The 14,579-nt window shown below is 65.5% G+C and carries 10 protein-coding genes and 2 pseudogenes; 10 read left to right on the forward strand and 2 right to left on the reverse strand.

What is annotated here, in order from left to right; all coding sequences use genetic code 11:
* The first annotated feature begins 25 nt into the window (after nucleotides 1-25).
* Genes ribH through G6N68_RS10565 form a run of 3 tightly spaced genes read left to right on the forward strand, consistent with a single transcriptional unit; the run spans nucleotide 26 to nucleotide 1,642 of the window.
* Entirely contained in the window at nucleotides 26-508 is a 483-nt protein-coding gene (gene ribH / locus G6N68_RS10555) for a 6,7-dimethyl-8-ribityllumazine synthase (RefSeq protein WP_163711366.1), read from the forward strand.
* Complete coding sequence (locus G6N68_RS10560) at nucleotides 505-999, forward strand: PH domain-containing protein (RefSeq protein ID WP_163711369.1); 495 nt, start codon at nucleotides 505-507, stop codon at nucleotides 997-999. Before ribH ends, G6N68_RS10560 begins: the two co-directional genes overlap by 4 nt.
* On the forward strand, nucleotides 986-1,642 hold the full coding sequence (locus G6N68_RS10565) for a hypothetical protein (RefSeq protein WP_205351302.1): 657 nt from the start codon (nucleotides 986-988) through the stop codon (nucleotides 1,640-1,642). Before G6N68_RS10560 ends, G6N68_RS10565 begins: the two co-directional genes overlap by 14 nt.
* 46 nt (nucleotides 1,643-1,688) lie before the next feature.
* Here the strand turns inward: G6N68_RS10565 and G6N68_RS10570 are convergent, their stop codons facing one another.
* On the reverse strand, nucleotides 1,689-2,906 hold the full coding sequence (locus G6N68_RS10570) for an IS110 family RNA-guided transposase (protein WP_163711371.1): 1,218 nt from the start codon (nucleotides 2,904-2,906) through the stop codon (nucleotides 1,689-1,691).
* A 249-nt stretch (nucleotides 2,907-3,155) separates the two neighbouring features.
* Here G6N68_RS10570 and G6N68_RS10575 point away from each other — a divergent pair.
* Nucleotides 3,156-4,359: pseudogene (locus tag G6N68_RS10575) on the forward strand (IS110 family RNA-guided transposase).
* A 352-nt stretch (nucleotides 4,360-4,711) separates the two neighbouring features.
* Here G6N68_RS10575 and G6N68_RS10580 read toward each other — a convergent pair.
* Nucleotides 4,712-6,442 (reverse strand): annotated as a pseudogene (locus G6N68_RS10580) (IS1634 family transposase).
* 204 nt (nucleotides 6,443-6,646) lie between these two features.
* On the opposite strand from G6N68_RS10580, the gene G6N68_RS10585 reads away from it, so the two are divergent.
* The 6 genes from G6N68_RS10585 to G6N68_RS10610 are packed head-to-tail and all read left to right on the forward strand — an operon-like array spanning nucleotide 6,647 to nucleotide 14,575.
* On the forward strand, nucleotides 6,647-8,209 hold the full coding sequence (locus tag G6N68_RS10585) for an HNH endonuclease signature motif containing protein (protein ID WP_163718433.1): 1,563 nt from the start codon (nucleotides 6,647-6,649) through the stop codon (nucleotides 8,207-8,209).
* 54 nt (nucleotides 8,210-8,263) lie between these two features.
* A complete protein-coding gene (uvrC, locus tag G6N68_RS10590) occupies nucleotides 8,264-10,231 on the forward strand; it encodes an excinuclease ABC subunit UvrC (RefSeq protein ID WP_163711374.1) in 1,968 nt (655 codons plus the stop codon).
* The gene (rapZ, locus tag G6N68_RS10595) at nucleotides 10,228-11,148 is read left to right on the forward strand and encodes an RNase adapter RapZ (RefSeq protein WP_163711376.1); all 921 of its coding nucleotides are present in this window, start codon (nucleotides 10,228-10,230) and stop codon (nucleotides 11,146-11,148) included. Before uvrC ends, rapZ begins: the two co-directional genes overlap by 4 nt.
* On the forward strand, nucleotides 11,145-12,173 hold the full coding sequence (gene yvcK / locus G6N68_RS10600; protein WP_163711381.1) for a uridine diphosphate-N-acetylglucosamine-binding protein YvcK: 1,029 nt from the start codon (nucleotides 11,145-11,147) through the stop codon (nucleotides 12,171-12,173). Before rapZ ends, yvcK begins: the two co-directional genes overlap by 4 nt.
* Nucleotides 12,170-13,147, forward strand: coding sequence for a DNA-binding protein WhiA (gene whiA, locus G6N68_RS10605; protein ID WP_163711384.1), 978 nt, complete (start codon nucleotides 12,170-12,172; stop codon nucleotides 13,145-13,147). The genes yvcK and whiA overlap by 4 nt, the downstream gene beginning before the upstream one ends.
* A gap of 42 nt (nucleotides 13,148-13,189) precedes the next feature.
* Entirely contained in the window at nucleotides 13,190-14,575 is a 1,386-nt protein-coding gene (locus G6N68_RS10610; RefSeq protein WP_163711387.1) for a WS/DGAT/MGAT family O-acyltransferase, read from the forward strand.
* The last annotated feature ends 4 nt before the right edge of the window (nucleotides 14,576-14,579 follow it).

Here is a 14,579-nt window from a genome sequence, read left to right on the forward strand (position 1 = left end):
GTAGCGATGCTGAGGAGCGGCGCAGATGAGCGGAGGCGCTGGCGTCCCGGACATGCCGGCCCTGGATGCTTCCGGTATGCGCTTGGCCATCGTTGCCAGCACCTGGCACACCAAGATCTGCGACGCGCTGCTGGATGGTGCCCGCAAGGTGGCGAAGGAATCTGGCATCGAGGATCCGACCGTGGTTCGCGTACTCGGTGCGATCGAGATCCCGGTGGTGGCGCAGGAATTGGCCCGGAATCATGACGCCGTCGTCGCGTTGGGCGTCGTAATTCGCGGCCAGACACCGCATTTTGACTATGTCTGCGATGCGGTGACCCAGGGCCTGACTCGGGTGGCGCTGGACACTTCGACGCCTGTCGGCAATGGTGTGCTGACCACGAATACCGAAGAACAAGCGCTGGATCGGGCCGGGCTGCCGTCGTCAGCCGAGGACAAGGGTGGTCAGGCCACGGCCGCGGCGCTCAGCACGGCGCTGACCTTGCGCGACCTCCGCGCTCAATCGTGACTGCGAAATCGAATCCCTCAGCCGGGGACGACTGGGACTATGTCGCGCGTCCGCACCGCACACCGCTCTTCGCCTATGCCGCTGCACTTCTGATTGTGGTCGTGCATGTTGCCATTGGCCTGCTGCTCAAAGCCAGTTCCAGCGGAGTGGTTTTCCAGACCGCTGATCAAGTGGCGATGATCGTGCTCGGTCTGGTTCTTGCCAGCTTGGTGTTGCTCTTCACGCGCCCACGGCTACGGGTAGGCGCAGCGGGCCTGTCGGTACGTAACTTGTTGGGGGACAAGCCGGTGCCGTGGTCCGACGTGGTCGGTATCTCGTTTCCACGGGGCGGCCGTTGGGCGCGGATCGACCTGCCTGACGACGAGTACATTCCGGTGTTGGCGATCCAGGCGGTTGACAAGGATCGCGCCGTGGCGGCGATGGACACGGTGCGCTCGCTGGTGGCCCGATATCGTCCGGACGTCCTGCGATCCCCCCATGGTCCCGGGTAACCGGGTCGCGATAGCGCTGCTTCTCGCCGCGGTGGTGTCGAGTGGTTGCACCACCTCGGTGGCCGGTCACGCGGTTCGTGCTGCGGGCGGCCGGCCATCCGGACCGATTTCCGCGCAGGCCCTGCTGCTGCAAGACGGCGACGACACTCCGCTGGGGCGGGCGAGCTCGGAGCCGGTCGGCGACAACTACTTCACCAGCGTTCAGCCGCCGGCATGTTCGGCGGCGCTGCTTTTTAAAGGTTCGCCGCTGCGACCAGCTGGCGCATCGGATTTCGCCGAATCCGCTTACCGCTTCGGCGACTCCTCTGCGCTGTACGCCGAGTCAATCGACGTCTACGACCGCGAGTTGAACACCCACGAAGTGGTGCGGAGCGGATTCACCAAAGTCTCCGACTGCCACGACGACGCCATCGGCTTAAGCCCAAGCGGCCTTTTCAAACCGATGCGGCTCGGCAGCTTCGGCATACCGGAGAACGAAATTCTGACGTGGACGATGACGCGGCCCGATTGGACGTGCAGCTACGGACTGGCTGCGGTACCGCAGATTGTGCTGCTGATCGCGGTCTGCGACAGCAGCGCCGGATTTCCGATGGACGAATGGGCTGCCAAGAGGAAGGCGCAGTTGGAGGGCCGGACGGCCTGAGCTCAGCTGGCGCCCATCATCTTGATGCTCCTATCTGTGTTACGGGTCAAGCGGCGTCAATGAGCTGGATCTTTAGCCAGCGGCGGTAGTCGGCGGCGAGGGTGTCGTCGCGTTTGAGTCCGCGTTCGAGTCGGGAGATGTCGTTGGGCCAGACGCCGAAGTGGTTGGCGACGGCGCTGAGGGTGATGTTTTTGGCTTGCCGGGCGGGACGTAGGTCGCTGTAGTCATCGATCGGGCAAGGCGCGGTGAGGTGTCGAAACATCTCACGCGCGATGGCGCGTTTGAGCAAGCGCAGGATGTCTTTTTTGGAGCGGCCAGCGGCGAGTTGGCAGGCGGTGTAGTCGCGGGTGCGGGGGTCGTGGGACCAGCGGAGCAGGGCGATGCGGTGCAGTGCGTTGTTGGCGGCGCGGTCTCCGCCGCGGGAAAGCCGGTGGCGGGTGGTCTTTCCTGAGGATGCCGGAATCGGCGCGGCGCCGGCGAGCATCGCGAACGCGGCTTCAGACCGGAGTCGATGAGCGTTGGTGCCGGCGGTAATGAGCAGCTGGGCGGCGGTGTCAGGTCCGACTCCGTAGGCCGCCCTCAGGGCCGGATTGAGTTTCGAGGTCAGGGAATCGAGTTCGGCGGTCAGGTCGCGGTCTTGGCGTTCGAGGAACTCAATGCGCTGGGCCAGCGTTTTGCAGGCGGTCAGTACCGACACCGTGGTCGGATCCTCGTGCGCGGTGGGGTGGCAGCGTGCCAACGCTTCGACCAGTCGCAGGGTGGTCCGGTAGCGGCGGTAGCGCTCGCGCAACTCGGCAGGAGCGGTGACGAGGAGGTCTTTGATCTGCTGAATGGCCGCGGTGCGGGCTTTGATCGCGCCGCGGCGGGCAACCAGCAGTGCTTTGAGTGCCCCGGTGTGGGGGTCTTTTGGCACAGCCAGTCCATGGCCGGCCAGCACCGCCCGGGCGGCGCTGTGGGCGTCTAGGGGGTCGGATTTACCCTGTCGCCTCCGCGCAGACCGATCGGGGCGGTTGACTTCGACGACGTGGATATTGTTGGCCTGCAATGCTTGTGTGAACCCTGCGCCGTAGCTGCTGGTGCCTTCCACGCCGGCACTGACGACCTCGCCCAAGCTACGGGCCCAGCAGATCGCCGCCCAGTAGCCCGTTGGGTTGGTGCGGAACTCGGCATCGCTGAGCAGTTGACCGGTATCGGTGATCGCGGCCAGGTGGATGGTGTCGAGATGAGTGTCGGCGCCGATGACGATGCGGCGGTCAGATGTCACGATGGTGGTGTCCTTAAGTTCGTAGGTGCAGTTACTTCGTGTTGTTACGTTGTGCTGTGACCCGGGCGGGTCGGGTGAGGTTGTTGGTGTGTTGCCGGCTTGATGGTGCGGCTTGAGAGGACTGGCCGCCCGACCCGCTTGGACTTCTCTGGCCGCTGATTGAGATCTGCGATGTGATCGCTTGTTTAAGGAAATGCTGGCGGGGTGGTCCGTGGGGAACATGTTGGCAGACAAGCGAATAGAGGCGAGATGACTGCGGTCCAGTTGTGGGCTGGTGTGGACGTCGGCAAGGAGCATCACTGGGTGTGCGTGGTCGATGACCACGGTGCGGTGGTGCTTTCCCGAAAGTTCGTCAACGACGAGCAACAGATCCGTGGACTTGTTTCCGATGTGGACAAGCTCGGTGGGCAGGTGTCTTGGACAGTGGATCTGACCACCGTCTACGCCACCCTGTTGTTGACGGTGCTCGCCGATGCCGGCAAGTCGGTGCGCTATCTGGCGGGCCGCCAGGTGTGGCAGGCCTCGGCGACCTACCGCGGCGGGGAGGCCAAGACCGACGCCAAGGACGCGCGGGTGATCGCCGATCAATCCCGGATGCGCGGTGCCGATCTGCCGGTGCTGCACCCCGGCGATGACGTGATCACCGAACTGCGGATGCTGACCGCCCATCGGACTGATCTGGTGGCTGATCGCACCCGCACCATCAACCGGCTGCGTCAACAGCTGGTAGCGGTCTGCCCGGCCCTGGAGCGAGCAGCTCAGCTGACCCAGGATCGTGGTTGGGTGGTGCTGCTGGCGCGCTACCAGCGTCCGAAAGCCATTCGGCAGAGCGGCCTTTCGCGGCTGACGCGGGTGCTGGCCGATGCCGGTGCGTAACGCCGCTGCAATCGCAGCGGCGGCCGTGGCTGCGGCGAAGACCCAGACGGTGCGCCTGCCGGGCGAAGAAGTCGCCGCTGGGCTGGTCGCACAACTGGCCCAGGAGGTGATCTCCCTCGATGAACGCATCAAGACCACCGACGCCGACATCGAGGGCCGATTTCGCCGCCATCCACTTGCTGAAGTAATCACCAGCATGCCCGGCATGGGATTTCGGCTCGGCGCCGAATTCCTGGCCGCTGTTGGTGACCCGCCCTGATCGAGTCGGCTGACCAACTCGCGGCGTGGGCCGGGCTGGCCCCGGTCTCGCGACTCGGGGAAACGCACTGGACGCCTGCACACTCCGAAGCGCTACAGCCGACGACTGCGCCGGGTCATGTACATGTCCGCGCTCACCGCCATCCGCTGCGACCCGCTTTCCAAGGCCTATTACCAGCGCAAACGGAACGAAGGAAAACGACCGATCGCGGCCACCATCTGCCTGGCGCGACGCCGCACCAACGTCCTCTACGCGCTCATCCGTGACAACCGCACCTGGCAACCCGACTCACCCCCAATCACACAGTCGGCGGCTTGACATCTTCATTGAGAGTCCTCTCCTGCATATGAACCTGCGGTGGGTGACAACCCGGTAGGGCGGGCAGACAAGACATTGATGAGGCAGCGGACAGGCTCCTGATTAAGTCATGTCCGCCCTGCCAGGGCTGCTGTGGTACTTGCCCGCACGTCGCCGGTGAGACAAATCAATTGGAAGACAGCCCAGCAGGACGTCAGTCAGTGCGCGTGTCATCACCGGCAGCGAACGAGCAAGACCATCCTCACCCGAACTCGGTTAACAGGATCAATGTCAGTCCCGCTGGCTAGACCGTAGTTCCCCCTGGTTTGGTGATGAGTGTGCCGTGACCTGGGGTTTTGTGTTGTCTGCATGACTACTTGTAGCCCAGGCGGTGGGTGAGGCCGAGTAGTTCGAAGGCGTGGTGTTGTAGTGCGGTGGGGGTGGTGAATTTGGTGAACGTGGGCATGTCGTCGGTGGGCTGGATGTGGCTGGCGCAGATGGTGGCTAGGTCGGCGAGCAGGCTGGTGAAGCTGTGCACCGGGGTGTCGTCGGTGGTGCGTTTGCGGGAGGCTTTGGCTAGGGCGGCATCGGAACGTTGAGCGGGGGCAACGGGGTTGGTGCGTTTGGCGGCGGCTGCGGGTTTGTCGTGGTCGCGAAACAGCAGGGGGGCCAGGGCTTGTTTCATGTGCCAGCTGATGTAGTAGGACAGCATGCGTAGGAACATGTGGGCGCGGACCCGGTCGGCGAGGTGGTGGCGGATGGGTCGCACGTCAAGTTCACTGTTGAGGGTCCGGAAGAAGCGTTCGACGTCTTCGAGTCCCTTGTAGCGCAACACCACATCGTCACGGCCCAGGGCGGATTTGGGCAGGTTGGTACGCAGCACGTAGATGCCGTCGAGGGCGGCTTCGGCGGCGATGGCGTCTTCGTTGCGGGTGAAGGTGAATGAGTTGTCGGTGATGGTGATGTGGAAGTGTTTGGCCATCTTGTAGTGGTTGATCACCTTGCCTACCCGTAGCGCGATATCGTCTTTGCCGCGCAAGGGTCGGCGGGTTCGGGTGGTGGCGTCGGTAATGGCGGTGAGTTGTTTTTCGGTGGCGGCCAACAGGTCTTGGCGTTTTTGGGTGCGCTTTTGAGCTAGAGCGGGTTGTGGCAGCAGACCAGGCGTTCGCCGGGATAGTCCGGGGAGTTGATCTCAGCGAGGTCGTGTTCGTCGAACAAGCTCAGCTGCAGGGCGTCGGCTTGCACAAGGGCCTTGATCTGCGGGGCGCGCAGCGCGGTGATCCAGTCCAGACCGGCAGGGCGTAGTTCCTCGGTGATGCGCGCGCTGGTGATCATGCCGCGATCGCCGACAAGGGCCACCCGCGACAGTCCGAACCGGTTTTTCAGCTTATTGATTTGGGCGGTCAACGTTTTCGGGTCAGCGGTGTTGCCGTCGAACACTTCGATGGCAACCGGTATCCCGGCGGTGGTGGCCAGCAGCCCGTAGACGATCTGCAAACGTCCTTTGACCCCGTCACGGGCGTGTCCGATCTTGCCCAGGGGGCAGGTGCGGCCCTCAAAGGCCGCCGAGGACACGTCGTAGAGCACTAGGGTGCCATCGTTCAGATGCCGGGCGGCCAGCGCGGTTTCGATGGCATCTTTGCGGGCCAGCGCCCAGTCCATCGCCGCGTACAGGTCGTCCTCATCGGCCCCACTGACCCCCAGCACCTCGCCCAGTGAGCTGGTGGCGGTCTGGGTGCGCAAACCGCGTGCGGTGGCCAGCTTGATTCCGGGGCGATGACCTGGGCTACCAGCATCGCGGTGACCAGGTCGCGCCGCCGCGATGGTGTCGCGTCGATGAGATCTTCGACGCCCAGGGTCCGGGCGGTGCCCAGCACTGCGGCCACGTGCCCATGGGGCAGGCTGCGGGAGACCTCAAACGACTCGGCCAGATCCCGCGTGGCGGCAGGCCTTTGAGGGCACGCTGTAGCTTTTCCACCTTGCGCTCGGGCCAGTGTGACAAGTTGGCCAGGGTGCGTGTTTTGACTTTGCCGTTGTCGCGGTAGGACTCCCGCAACAGCACCGCTGGCGGTGACCCACGGTTGGGAACCCGAGTCACGTACATGATTACTTTATATCAACTTATCCGCGCTATATCTACGATATGCCAAGTTAACACGCCGAGCAATGCCATGATAATACATGACTACATTAGTACGCCCGCATGAACGCCAAACACCTGCTCACGAACAACATCGGGGATTCAGAACCCACTCAGCGGGGGGAACTACGGGCTAGAATCGAAAGTATGTTCGACTCCCAGTTGTCGATGTTCGACGATCCGCAGCCCGCGCCGTCGAAGGCTCGGTTGACCGAGCGGGTGGTGCCGCAAGAGGCGTTGGCGTGGCTGGATGAGAGTTTGGTGCGGCGGGAGGCGTTGCTGTCCACGACCGCGGAGACCACGAAGTGGCTGGATCGGGTGCGGGCGGCGGCGCGGGTGGAGAATCAGGCCGCGGCCGCGCAGTTGGTGGCGATCGGGGAGTTGTTCGCCCAACGGTTCGCCGACTGTGGGTGTGATGAGGACTGGGCCATCGATGCGATGGCCGCGGTCGCCGCGGAGGTGGGGGCGGGGCTGCGGATCAGTCGGGGGCTGGCTTTGAGCCGGCTGCATTATGCGCGGGTGATGCGTGAGCGCCTGCCTAAGACCGGGGAGGTGTTTGGTGCCGGGGACATCGACTTCCGTGCGTTCATCACGATCGCCTATCACACTGATGCGATCGAGGACCCGGAGATCCTGGCCCGCGTCGATGAGCTGATCGCCACCAATATCAGCCGCTGGCCCTCGCTGACCAGGGGCCGGTTGGCCGCGCAGGTGGACAAGATCGTGGCCTGCCAAGACCGCGATGCGCTGCGCCGGCGCGACCAGCAGCACACGGATCGGCAGGTGTGGATCGGCGGGGATCAGGACGGCATCTCGCGCATCGAGGGGTTCTTCCTGACCCCCGACGCCCACGCCCTGGACAAGCGGCTGTCGGCGCTGGCGGGCACCGTGTGTGCGCATGATCCGCGTAGCCGGGAGCAGCGCCGCGCTGATGCGTTGGGGGCACTGGCGGCCGGGGCGGACCGGCTGGCGTGTCACTGCCAACGCAAAGACTGCACCGCCGCCGGGAAGAAGCCGGCCTCGCCGGTGGTCATCCACGTCATCGCCGAACAAGCCACCCTGCAGGGCGCCGGCACCGCCCCGGCCTGCGAGGTCCGCGCCGACGGGCTGATCACCCCTGAACTGGTGGCTGAGTTGGCTCACACCGCGACCGTGGTGCCGTTGGCTCATCCCGGCGACACCGCGCCCGAACCGCATTATCGGCCGTCGAAGGCGTTGGCGGATTTCCTCAAGTGCCGGGATCTGACGTGTCGGTGGCCGGGGTGTGAGGTGTCGGCCTGGGACTGCCAGCTCGATCACACCATCCCCTACGCCCAGGGTGGGCCCACGCATGCGGGGAACATGAAGTGTTACTGCACTTTTCATCATTTGGTGAAGACATTTGTCGGGTGGACCGAACAACAGCTGGCTGATGGCACCCTGATCCTGACGTCCCCGAACGGGGACACCCACGTCACCACCCCGGGCAGCGCGTTGCTGTTCCCCAGCCTGTGCCGGCCGGTGGGGGGCATGCCTCGTCTCAAGGTCGAGGGCACCGAGGACTATTGCGGGCAGCGCGCCGCGATGATGCCCCGCCGGCGCCGCACCCGCGCCCAAGACCGCGCCACACGGATCAAGGCCGAACGCAAACGCAACCGCGAAGCCCGCGCCAAGATCCGCATCTTCAGCATGACCGGCGAACTCGTACAAGGCCCACCGCTGGACCCCGACGACGAACCACCACCCTTCTAACGGCGGAGGTTCCCCATATCTTCGAGGCCCCCGCGCGCCCACTAGCCTGGTTACGTGCCAGATCCTGCTTCGTATCGCCCTGCGCCCGGGTCCATCCCGGTCGAGCCTGGCGTATATCGATTCCGGGACCAATACGGCCGGGTCATCTACGTCGGCAAGGCCAAGAGCCTGCGCAGCCGGCTGACCTCGTACTTTGCCGACATCTCGAGCTTGCATCCACGGACGCGGCAGATGGTGACCACCGCGGCCAAGGTCGAGTGGACGGTGGTCAACACCGAGGTCGAGGCCCTGCAGCTGGAGTACAACTGGATCAAGGAGTTCGATCCGCGATTCAACGTCCGCTACCGCGACGACAAGTCCTACCCGGTCCTGGCCGTCACCCTCAACGAGGAATTTCCGCGGCTGATGGTCTATCGCGGCCCGCGGCGCAAGGGCGTCCGATACTTCGGGCCCTACTCCCATGCCTGGGCCATCCGGGAAACGCTGGACCTGCTCACCCGGGTGTTCCCGGCGCGCACCTGTTCGGCAGGAGTTTTCAAGCGCCACAAGCAGATCGACCGCCCCTGCCTGCTCGGCTACATCGACAAGTGCTCCGCGCCCTGTGTGGGACGGGTCACCGCCGACGAACACCGCCAAATTGTCATCGATTTCTGCGAGTTCCTGTCCGGCAAGACGGATCGCTACGCCCGCGAGCTCGAACAACAGATGAACGCCGCGGCCGAAAAACTCGACTTCGAGCGTGCCGCTCGACTGCGCGACGACCTATCCGCCCTGAAGCGGGCCATGGAGAAGCAGGCCGTGGTGTTCGGCGACGGCACCGACGCCGACGTGGTGGCGTTCGCCGACGACGAGCTGGAAGCGGCGGTGCAGGTGTTCCACGTCCGGGGCGGCCGGGTGCGCGGCCAGCGCGGATGGATTGTGGAAAAGTCCGCAGACCCCAGCGACACCGGCGAAGACCAGCTGGTCGAGCAATTCCTGACGCAGTTCTACGGCGAACAGGCCGAACTCGGCGGCGCCGCAGACGAAGCCATCAATCCGGTGCCGCGCGAGGTGCTGGTGCCGTGTCTGCCGTCCAACACCGACCAGCTGGTGAGCTGGCTGTCCGAACTCCGCGGTGGCAAGGTGGCGCTGCGGGTCCCGCGCCGCGGCGACAAGCGGGCACTGGCCGAGACCGTGCAACGCAACGCCAAAGACGCACTGCAGCAACACAAACTGAAGCGCGCTGGCGACTTCAACGCCAGATCCGCTGCGCTGCAGAACATTCAGGAAGCTCTCGGCCTGGCCGATGCGCCGCTGCGCATCGAGTGCGTCGACATCAGCCACGTGCAGGGCACCGACGTGGTGGGTTCGCTGGTGGTTTTCGAGGATGGCTTGCCGAAGAAATCCGATTACCGCCACTTCGCCATCCGCGAGGCCGCCGGTCAGGGACGTTCAGACGACGTCGCCTCCATCGCCGAGGTGACCCGCCGTCGCTTCCTGCGTCACCTGAACGACCAGAACGACCCCAATATGCTTTCTCCGGAAGGAAAATCGCGCCGGTTCGCCTATCCGCCCAACCTCTACGTCGTCGACGGCGGGGCCCCGCAGGTCAATGCGGCAAGCGCCGTGCTGGAAGAACTTGGCATCACCGACGTCGCGGTAATCGGCCTGGCCAAGCGGTTGGAAGAGGTGTGGGTGCCGTCCGAGCCGGATCCAATCATCATGCCGCGCAACAGCGAGGGTTTGTATCTGCTGCAGCGGGTGCGCGACGAGGCACACCGATTCGCCATCACCTACCACCGCAGCAAACGATCCAAGCGAATGACAGCATCGGTGCTGGACTCCGTGCCGGGATTGGGCGAACATCGCCGCAAGGCCTTGGTCACCCACTTTGGATCCATAGCTCGCCTCAAGGAGGCCACCGTCGACCAGATCACCGCGGTTCCCGGGATCGGCGTGGCGACAGCCACCGCCGTTCTCGAGGCGCTGCGACCCGCCCCGGAACCGGCCCAGAACCCGGAGCTAACGGGAGGTTCGACATGACGAACCACGCCGACAACGGCCCAGTCGATAAAGCCGGTCCCGAAGGTCCCGAGGGCGGTATCGACGTCGTCCTGGTGACCGGATTGTCCGGCGCTGGGCGGGGGACGGCGGCCAAGGTGCTGGAAGACCTCGGCTGGTACGTGGCCGACAACCTGCCGCCCCAGCTCATCACCCGCATGGTGGATTTCGGACTCGCCGCCGGCTCGCGAATCACCCAGTTGGCGGTGGTCATGGACGTGCGTTCCCGGGGCTTCACCGGTGACCTCGACGAGGTGCGCAACGAGCTCGCCACGCGCAACATCACCCCCCGGGTGGTGTTCATGGAGGCCTCCGACGACATGTTGGTCCGCCGCTACGAGCAGAATCGCCGCAGCCATCCGCTGCAGGGGGAGCAGACCCTCGCCGAAGGCATCGCCGCGGAGCGCAGGATGTTGTCCCCAGTCCGGGCCAACGCGGACCTGATCATCGACACGTCGAAGCTGTCCGTCCGGGGCTTGCGGGAAAGCATCGAGCGCGCATTCGGTGGCAACGGCGGGGCCACCACGAGCGTCACCGTCGAGTCCTTCGGCTTCAAGTACGGCCTGCCCATGGACGCCGACATGGTGATGGATGTGCGGTTTCTGCCCAACCCGCACTGGGTCGACGAGTTGCGCCCGCTCACCGGCCAACAGCCGGCGGTAAGCGAGTATGTGCTCAGCCAGCCCGGTGCGGCCGAGTTCCTCGAGACCTACCATCGACTGCTATCGCTGGTGGTCGACGGCTACCGCCGAGAGGGGAAGCGGTACATGACGGTCGCGATCGGTTGCACCGGCGGTAAGCATCGCAGCGTCGCGATCGCCGAAGCCCTGATGGCCCGGCTGGCCGACAATCCGCAACTCACCGTGCGCGTGCTGCATCGGGACCTGGGCCGCGAATGAGCGGCAACATCGTCGCACTCGGCGGCGGACACGGCCTGTACGCGACATTGTCCGCCGCGCGCCGGCTGACCCCGTACGTCACCGCCATCGTGACCGTGGCCGACGATGGCGGCTCGTCCGGCCGACTGCGCAGCGAACTCGACGTGGTGCCACCCGGCGATTTACGAATGGCGTTGGCGGCGTTGGCATCCGACAGCCCGCACGGGCGCCTGTGGGCGACCATCATGCAGCACCGATTCGGGGGCCGCGGCGCGTTGGCCGGGCATCCGATCGGCAACCTGCTGCTGGCCGGCCTGTCGGAGGTGCTGGCCGACCCGGTGGCCGCTCTCGATGAACTCGGGCGCATCCTCGGCGTCAAGGGCCGGGTGCTGCCCATGTGCCCGATCGCATTGGAGATCGAAGCCGACGTGTCGGGCCTGGAGTCCGACCCGCGGATGTTCCGGCTGATCCGCGGCCAGGTGGCGATCGCGACCACTCCTGGAAAGGTGCGGCGGGTGCGGCTCATACCGACTGACCCGCCGGCCACGCGGCAGGCCGTCGACGCCATCATGGCCGCCGACTTGGTAGTCCTGGGCCCCGGCTCCTGGTTCACCAGTGTGATCCCCCATGTGCTGGTGCCGGGACTCGCCGACGCTTTGCACAGCACCCCGGCCCGCAAGGCGTTGGTGCTCAACTTGGTGGCCGAACCAGGGGAGACGGCGGGTTTCTCGGTGGAGCGTCATCTGCATGTTCTGGTGCAGCACGCGCCGGGGTTCACCGTCGACGACATCATCATCGACGCCGAACGGGTGCCCAGCGACCGGGAACGGGAGCAACTGCGCCGCACCGCGACCCTGCTGCAGGCCGAGGTCCAGTTCGCAGATGTCGCCAGACCTGGTACACCTTTACATGACCCGGGCAGGCTGGCGGCTGTCCTGGATGGGGTGCGGTCTCGAGACAAGGGGCCAGCGGTGCCTCCGGCGACGGCCACGGAGGAATTACCGATCGAGGGTGTACGACCGAGGGGTGACGACGCGTGGCGATGACGACCGAAGTCAAAGACGAGCTGAGCCGTCTGGTAGTGAAATCGGTCAGCGCCCGGCGCGCGGAGGTCACGTCTCTGCTGCGGTTCGCCGGCGGGTTGCACATCGTTGGAGGCCGTGTCGTCGTCGAGGCCGAACTAGACCTGGGCAGCATCGCCCGCCGGCTGCGCAAGGACATCTTCGAGCTGTACGGCTACAACGCGGTGGTGCATGTGTTGTCTGCCAGTGGTATTCGCAAGAACACCCGGTATGTGCTGCGGGTGGCCAACGACGGTGAAGCGCTGGCACGCCAGACCGGGCTGCTCGACATGCGCGGCCGGCCGGTGCGCGGCCTGCCTGCCCAGGTGGTAGGCGGAAGCATCGCTGACGCCGAAGCCGCCTGGCGCGGAGCCTTTCTGGCGCACGGGTCGCTGACCGAGCCGGGTCGCTCCTCGGCGTTGGAGGTCAGCTGCCCGGGTCCAGAGGCGGCGCTGGCGTTGGTCGGTGCGGCGCGTCGGCTCGGAGTCAGCGCGAAGGCCCGCGAGGTGCGCGGCGCCGACCGCGTGGTGGTGCGCGACGGCGAGGCGATCGGCGCGCTGCTCACCCGGATGGGGGCACAGGACACCCGGCTGATCTGGGAGGAGCGTCGGCTGCGTCGCGAAGTCCGCGCCACAGCCAACCGTCTGGCCAACTTCGACGACGCCAACTTGCGCCGCTCGGCGCGCGCGGCCGTCGCGGCCGCCGCCCGGGTGGAGCGGGCTCTGGAGATCCTGGGGGATTCGGTGCCCGAGCACCTGGCCTCGGCCGGCCGGCTGCGCGTCGAGCACCGTCAGGCTTCGCTGGAGGAGCTGGGTCGCCTTGCCGACCCGCCGATGACGAAAGACGCTGTGGCGGGACGTATTCGGCGATTGCTGTCGATGGCCGACCGCAAGGCGAAAGTGGAGGGAATTCCCGACACCGAGTCGGCCGTGACACCCGATCTGCTGGACGACGCCTAGCCCTCTGGTCTGGACCTCACGGCGAGGGCTACCGTTCATGGCATGAGGCGACTTTCGAGCGTTGATGCAGCGTTTTGGTCAGCGGAAACTGCGGGCTGGCACATGCATGTGGGTGCGTTGGCGATCTGCGACCCCTCGGACGCGCCCGACTACAGCTTTCACCGACTCCGCGAAATGCTGATCGAGCGACTGCCCGAAATCCCGCAGCTGCGATGGAAGGTGACCGGCGCCCCGCTGGGTCTGGACCGGCCCTGGTTTGTCGAGGACGAGGAACTCGACATCGACTTCCACGTCCGTCGCATCGGCGTTCCCGCGCCCGGTGGGCGGCGCGAGGTCGACGAGCTGGTCGGGCGGCTGATGTCCTACAAGCTGGACAGGTCACGGCCACTGTGGGAATTGTGGGTCATCGAGGGCGTCAAAGGTGGTCGCGTCGCGACCTTGACCAAAATGCACCACGCCATCGTTGATGGCGTCTCCGGCGCGGGGCTGGGCGAAATCCTTCTGGACATCACGCCCGAGCCGCGACCGCCGCAAAAAGAGACGGTTGGGTTCGTGGGATCCACCATCCCGGGTTTGGAGCGGCGTGCTCTGGGCGCGCTGATCAACCTCGGGATCATGACACCGTTCCGCGTCGCCCGGCTGGTGGAACAGACTGTGCGGCAGCAGATCGCGGCCTTGAGCGTCAGCAGCAAGCCGTCGCGTTACTTCGATGCGCCGAAGACCCGGTTCAACGCAACGGTTTCGCCGCACCGGCGCATCACGGGCACCAGGGTTCCGCTGGCACGGGCCAAAGCAGTCAAAGACGCTTTCGGCGTGAAGCTCAACGACGTCGTGCTGGCGCTGGTCGCCGGTGCCGCCCGCGAGTACCTGCTGAAGCGTGACGAACTGCCGCAAAAGCCGCTGATCGCGCAGATTCCGGTGTCCACCCGCACCGACGAGAACAAGTCGGAAGTCGGCAATCAGATCAGTTCGATGACGGCGTCTCTTGCCACCGATGTGGAAGACCCGGCCGAACGGCTGCGAGCGATTCATAAAAGCACGCAGAACGCGAAGGAGATGGCCAAGGCGTTGTCGGCGCACCAGATCATGGGGCTCACCGAAACCACGCCGCCCGGCCTGTTGCAGCTGGCCGCCCGGGCTTACACGGCGAGCGGGCTGTCGCACAACCTGGCGCCCATCAACCTGGTGGTGTCCAACGTGCCGGGTCCCCCCATGCAGCTCTACATGGCCGGCGCCAAATTGGAATCGCTCGTTCCGCTCGGTCCGCCGGTGATGGACGTGGCTCTGAACATCACGTGCTTCTCCTACATGGACAGCCTGGACTTCGGCTTCGTGACGACGCCCGAGGTGGCCAACGACATCGACGAGATGGCCAAGGCCATCGAACCCGCACTGGCGGAGCTGGAGCGGGCCGCAGAGGCGCTCTAACAGC

This window comes from Mycobacterium bourgelatii, assembly GCF_010723575.1.
GTDB lineage: Bacteria > Actinomycetota > Actinomycetes > Mycobacteriales > Mycobacteriaceae > Mycobacterium > Mycobacterium bourgelatii.

Coding starts and splice junctions, on each gene's coding strand:
- ribH (WP_163711366.1), top strand. CDS start 26: ATGAGCGGAGGCGCTGGCGTCCCGGACATGCCGGCCCTGGATGCTTCC.
- G6N68_RS10565 (WP_205351302.1), top strand. CDS start 986: ATGGTCCCGGGTAACCGGGTCGCGATAGCGCTGCTTCTCGCCGCGGTG.
- G6N68_RS10585 (WP_163718433.1), top strand. CDS start 6,647: ATGTTCGACGATCCGCAGCCCGCGCCGTCGAAGGCTCGGTTGACCGAG.
- rapZ (WP_163711376.1), top strand. CDS start 10,228: ATGACGAACCACGCCGACAACGGCCCAGTCGATAAAGCCGGTCCCGAA.
- yvcK (WP_163711381.1), top strand. CDS start 11,145: ATGAGCGGCAACATCGTCGCACTCGGCGGCGGACACGGCCTGTACGCG.
- whiA (WP_163711384.1), top strand. CDS start 12,170: ATGACGACCGAAGTCAAAGACGAGCTGAGCCGTCTGGTAGTGAAATCG.
- G6N68_RS10610 (WP_163711387.1), top strand. CDS start 13,190: ATGAGGCGACTTTCGAGCGTTGATGCAGCGTTTTGGTCAGCGGAAACT.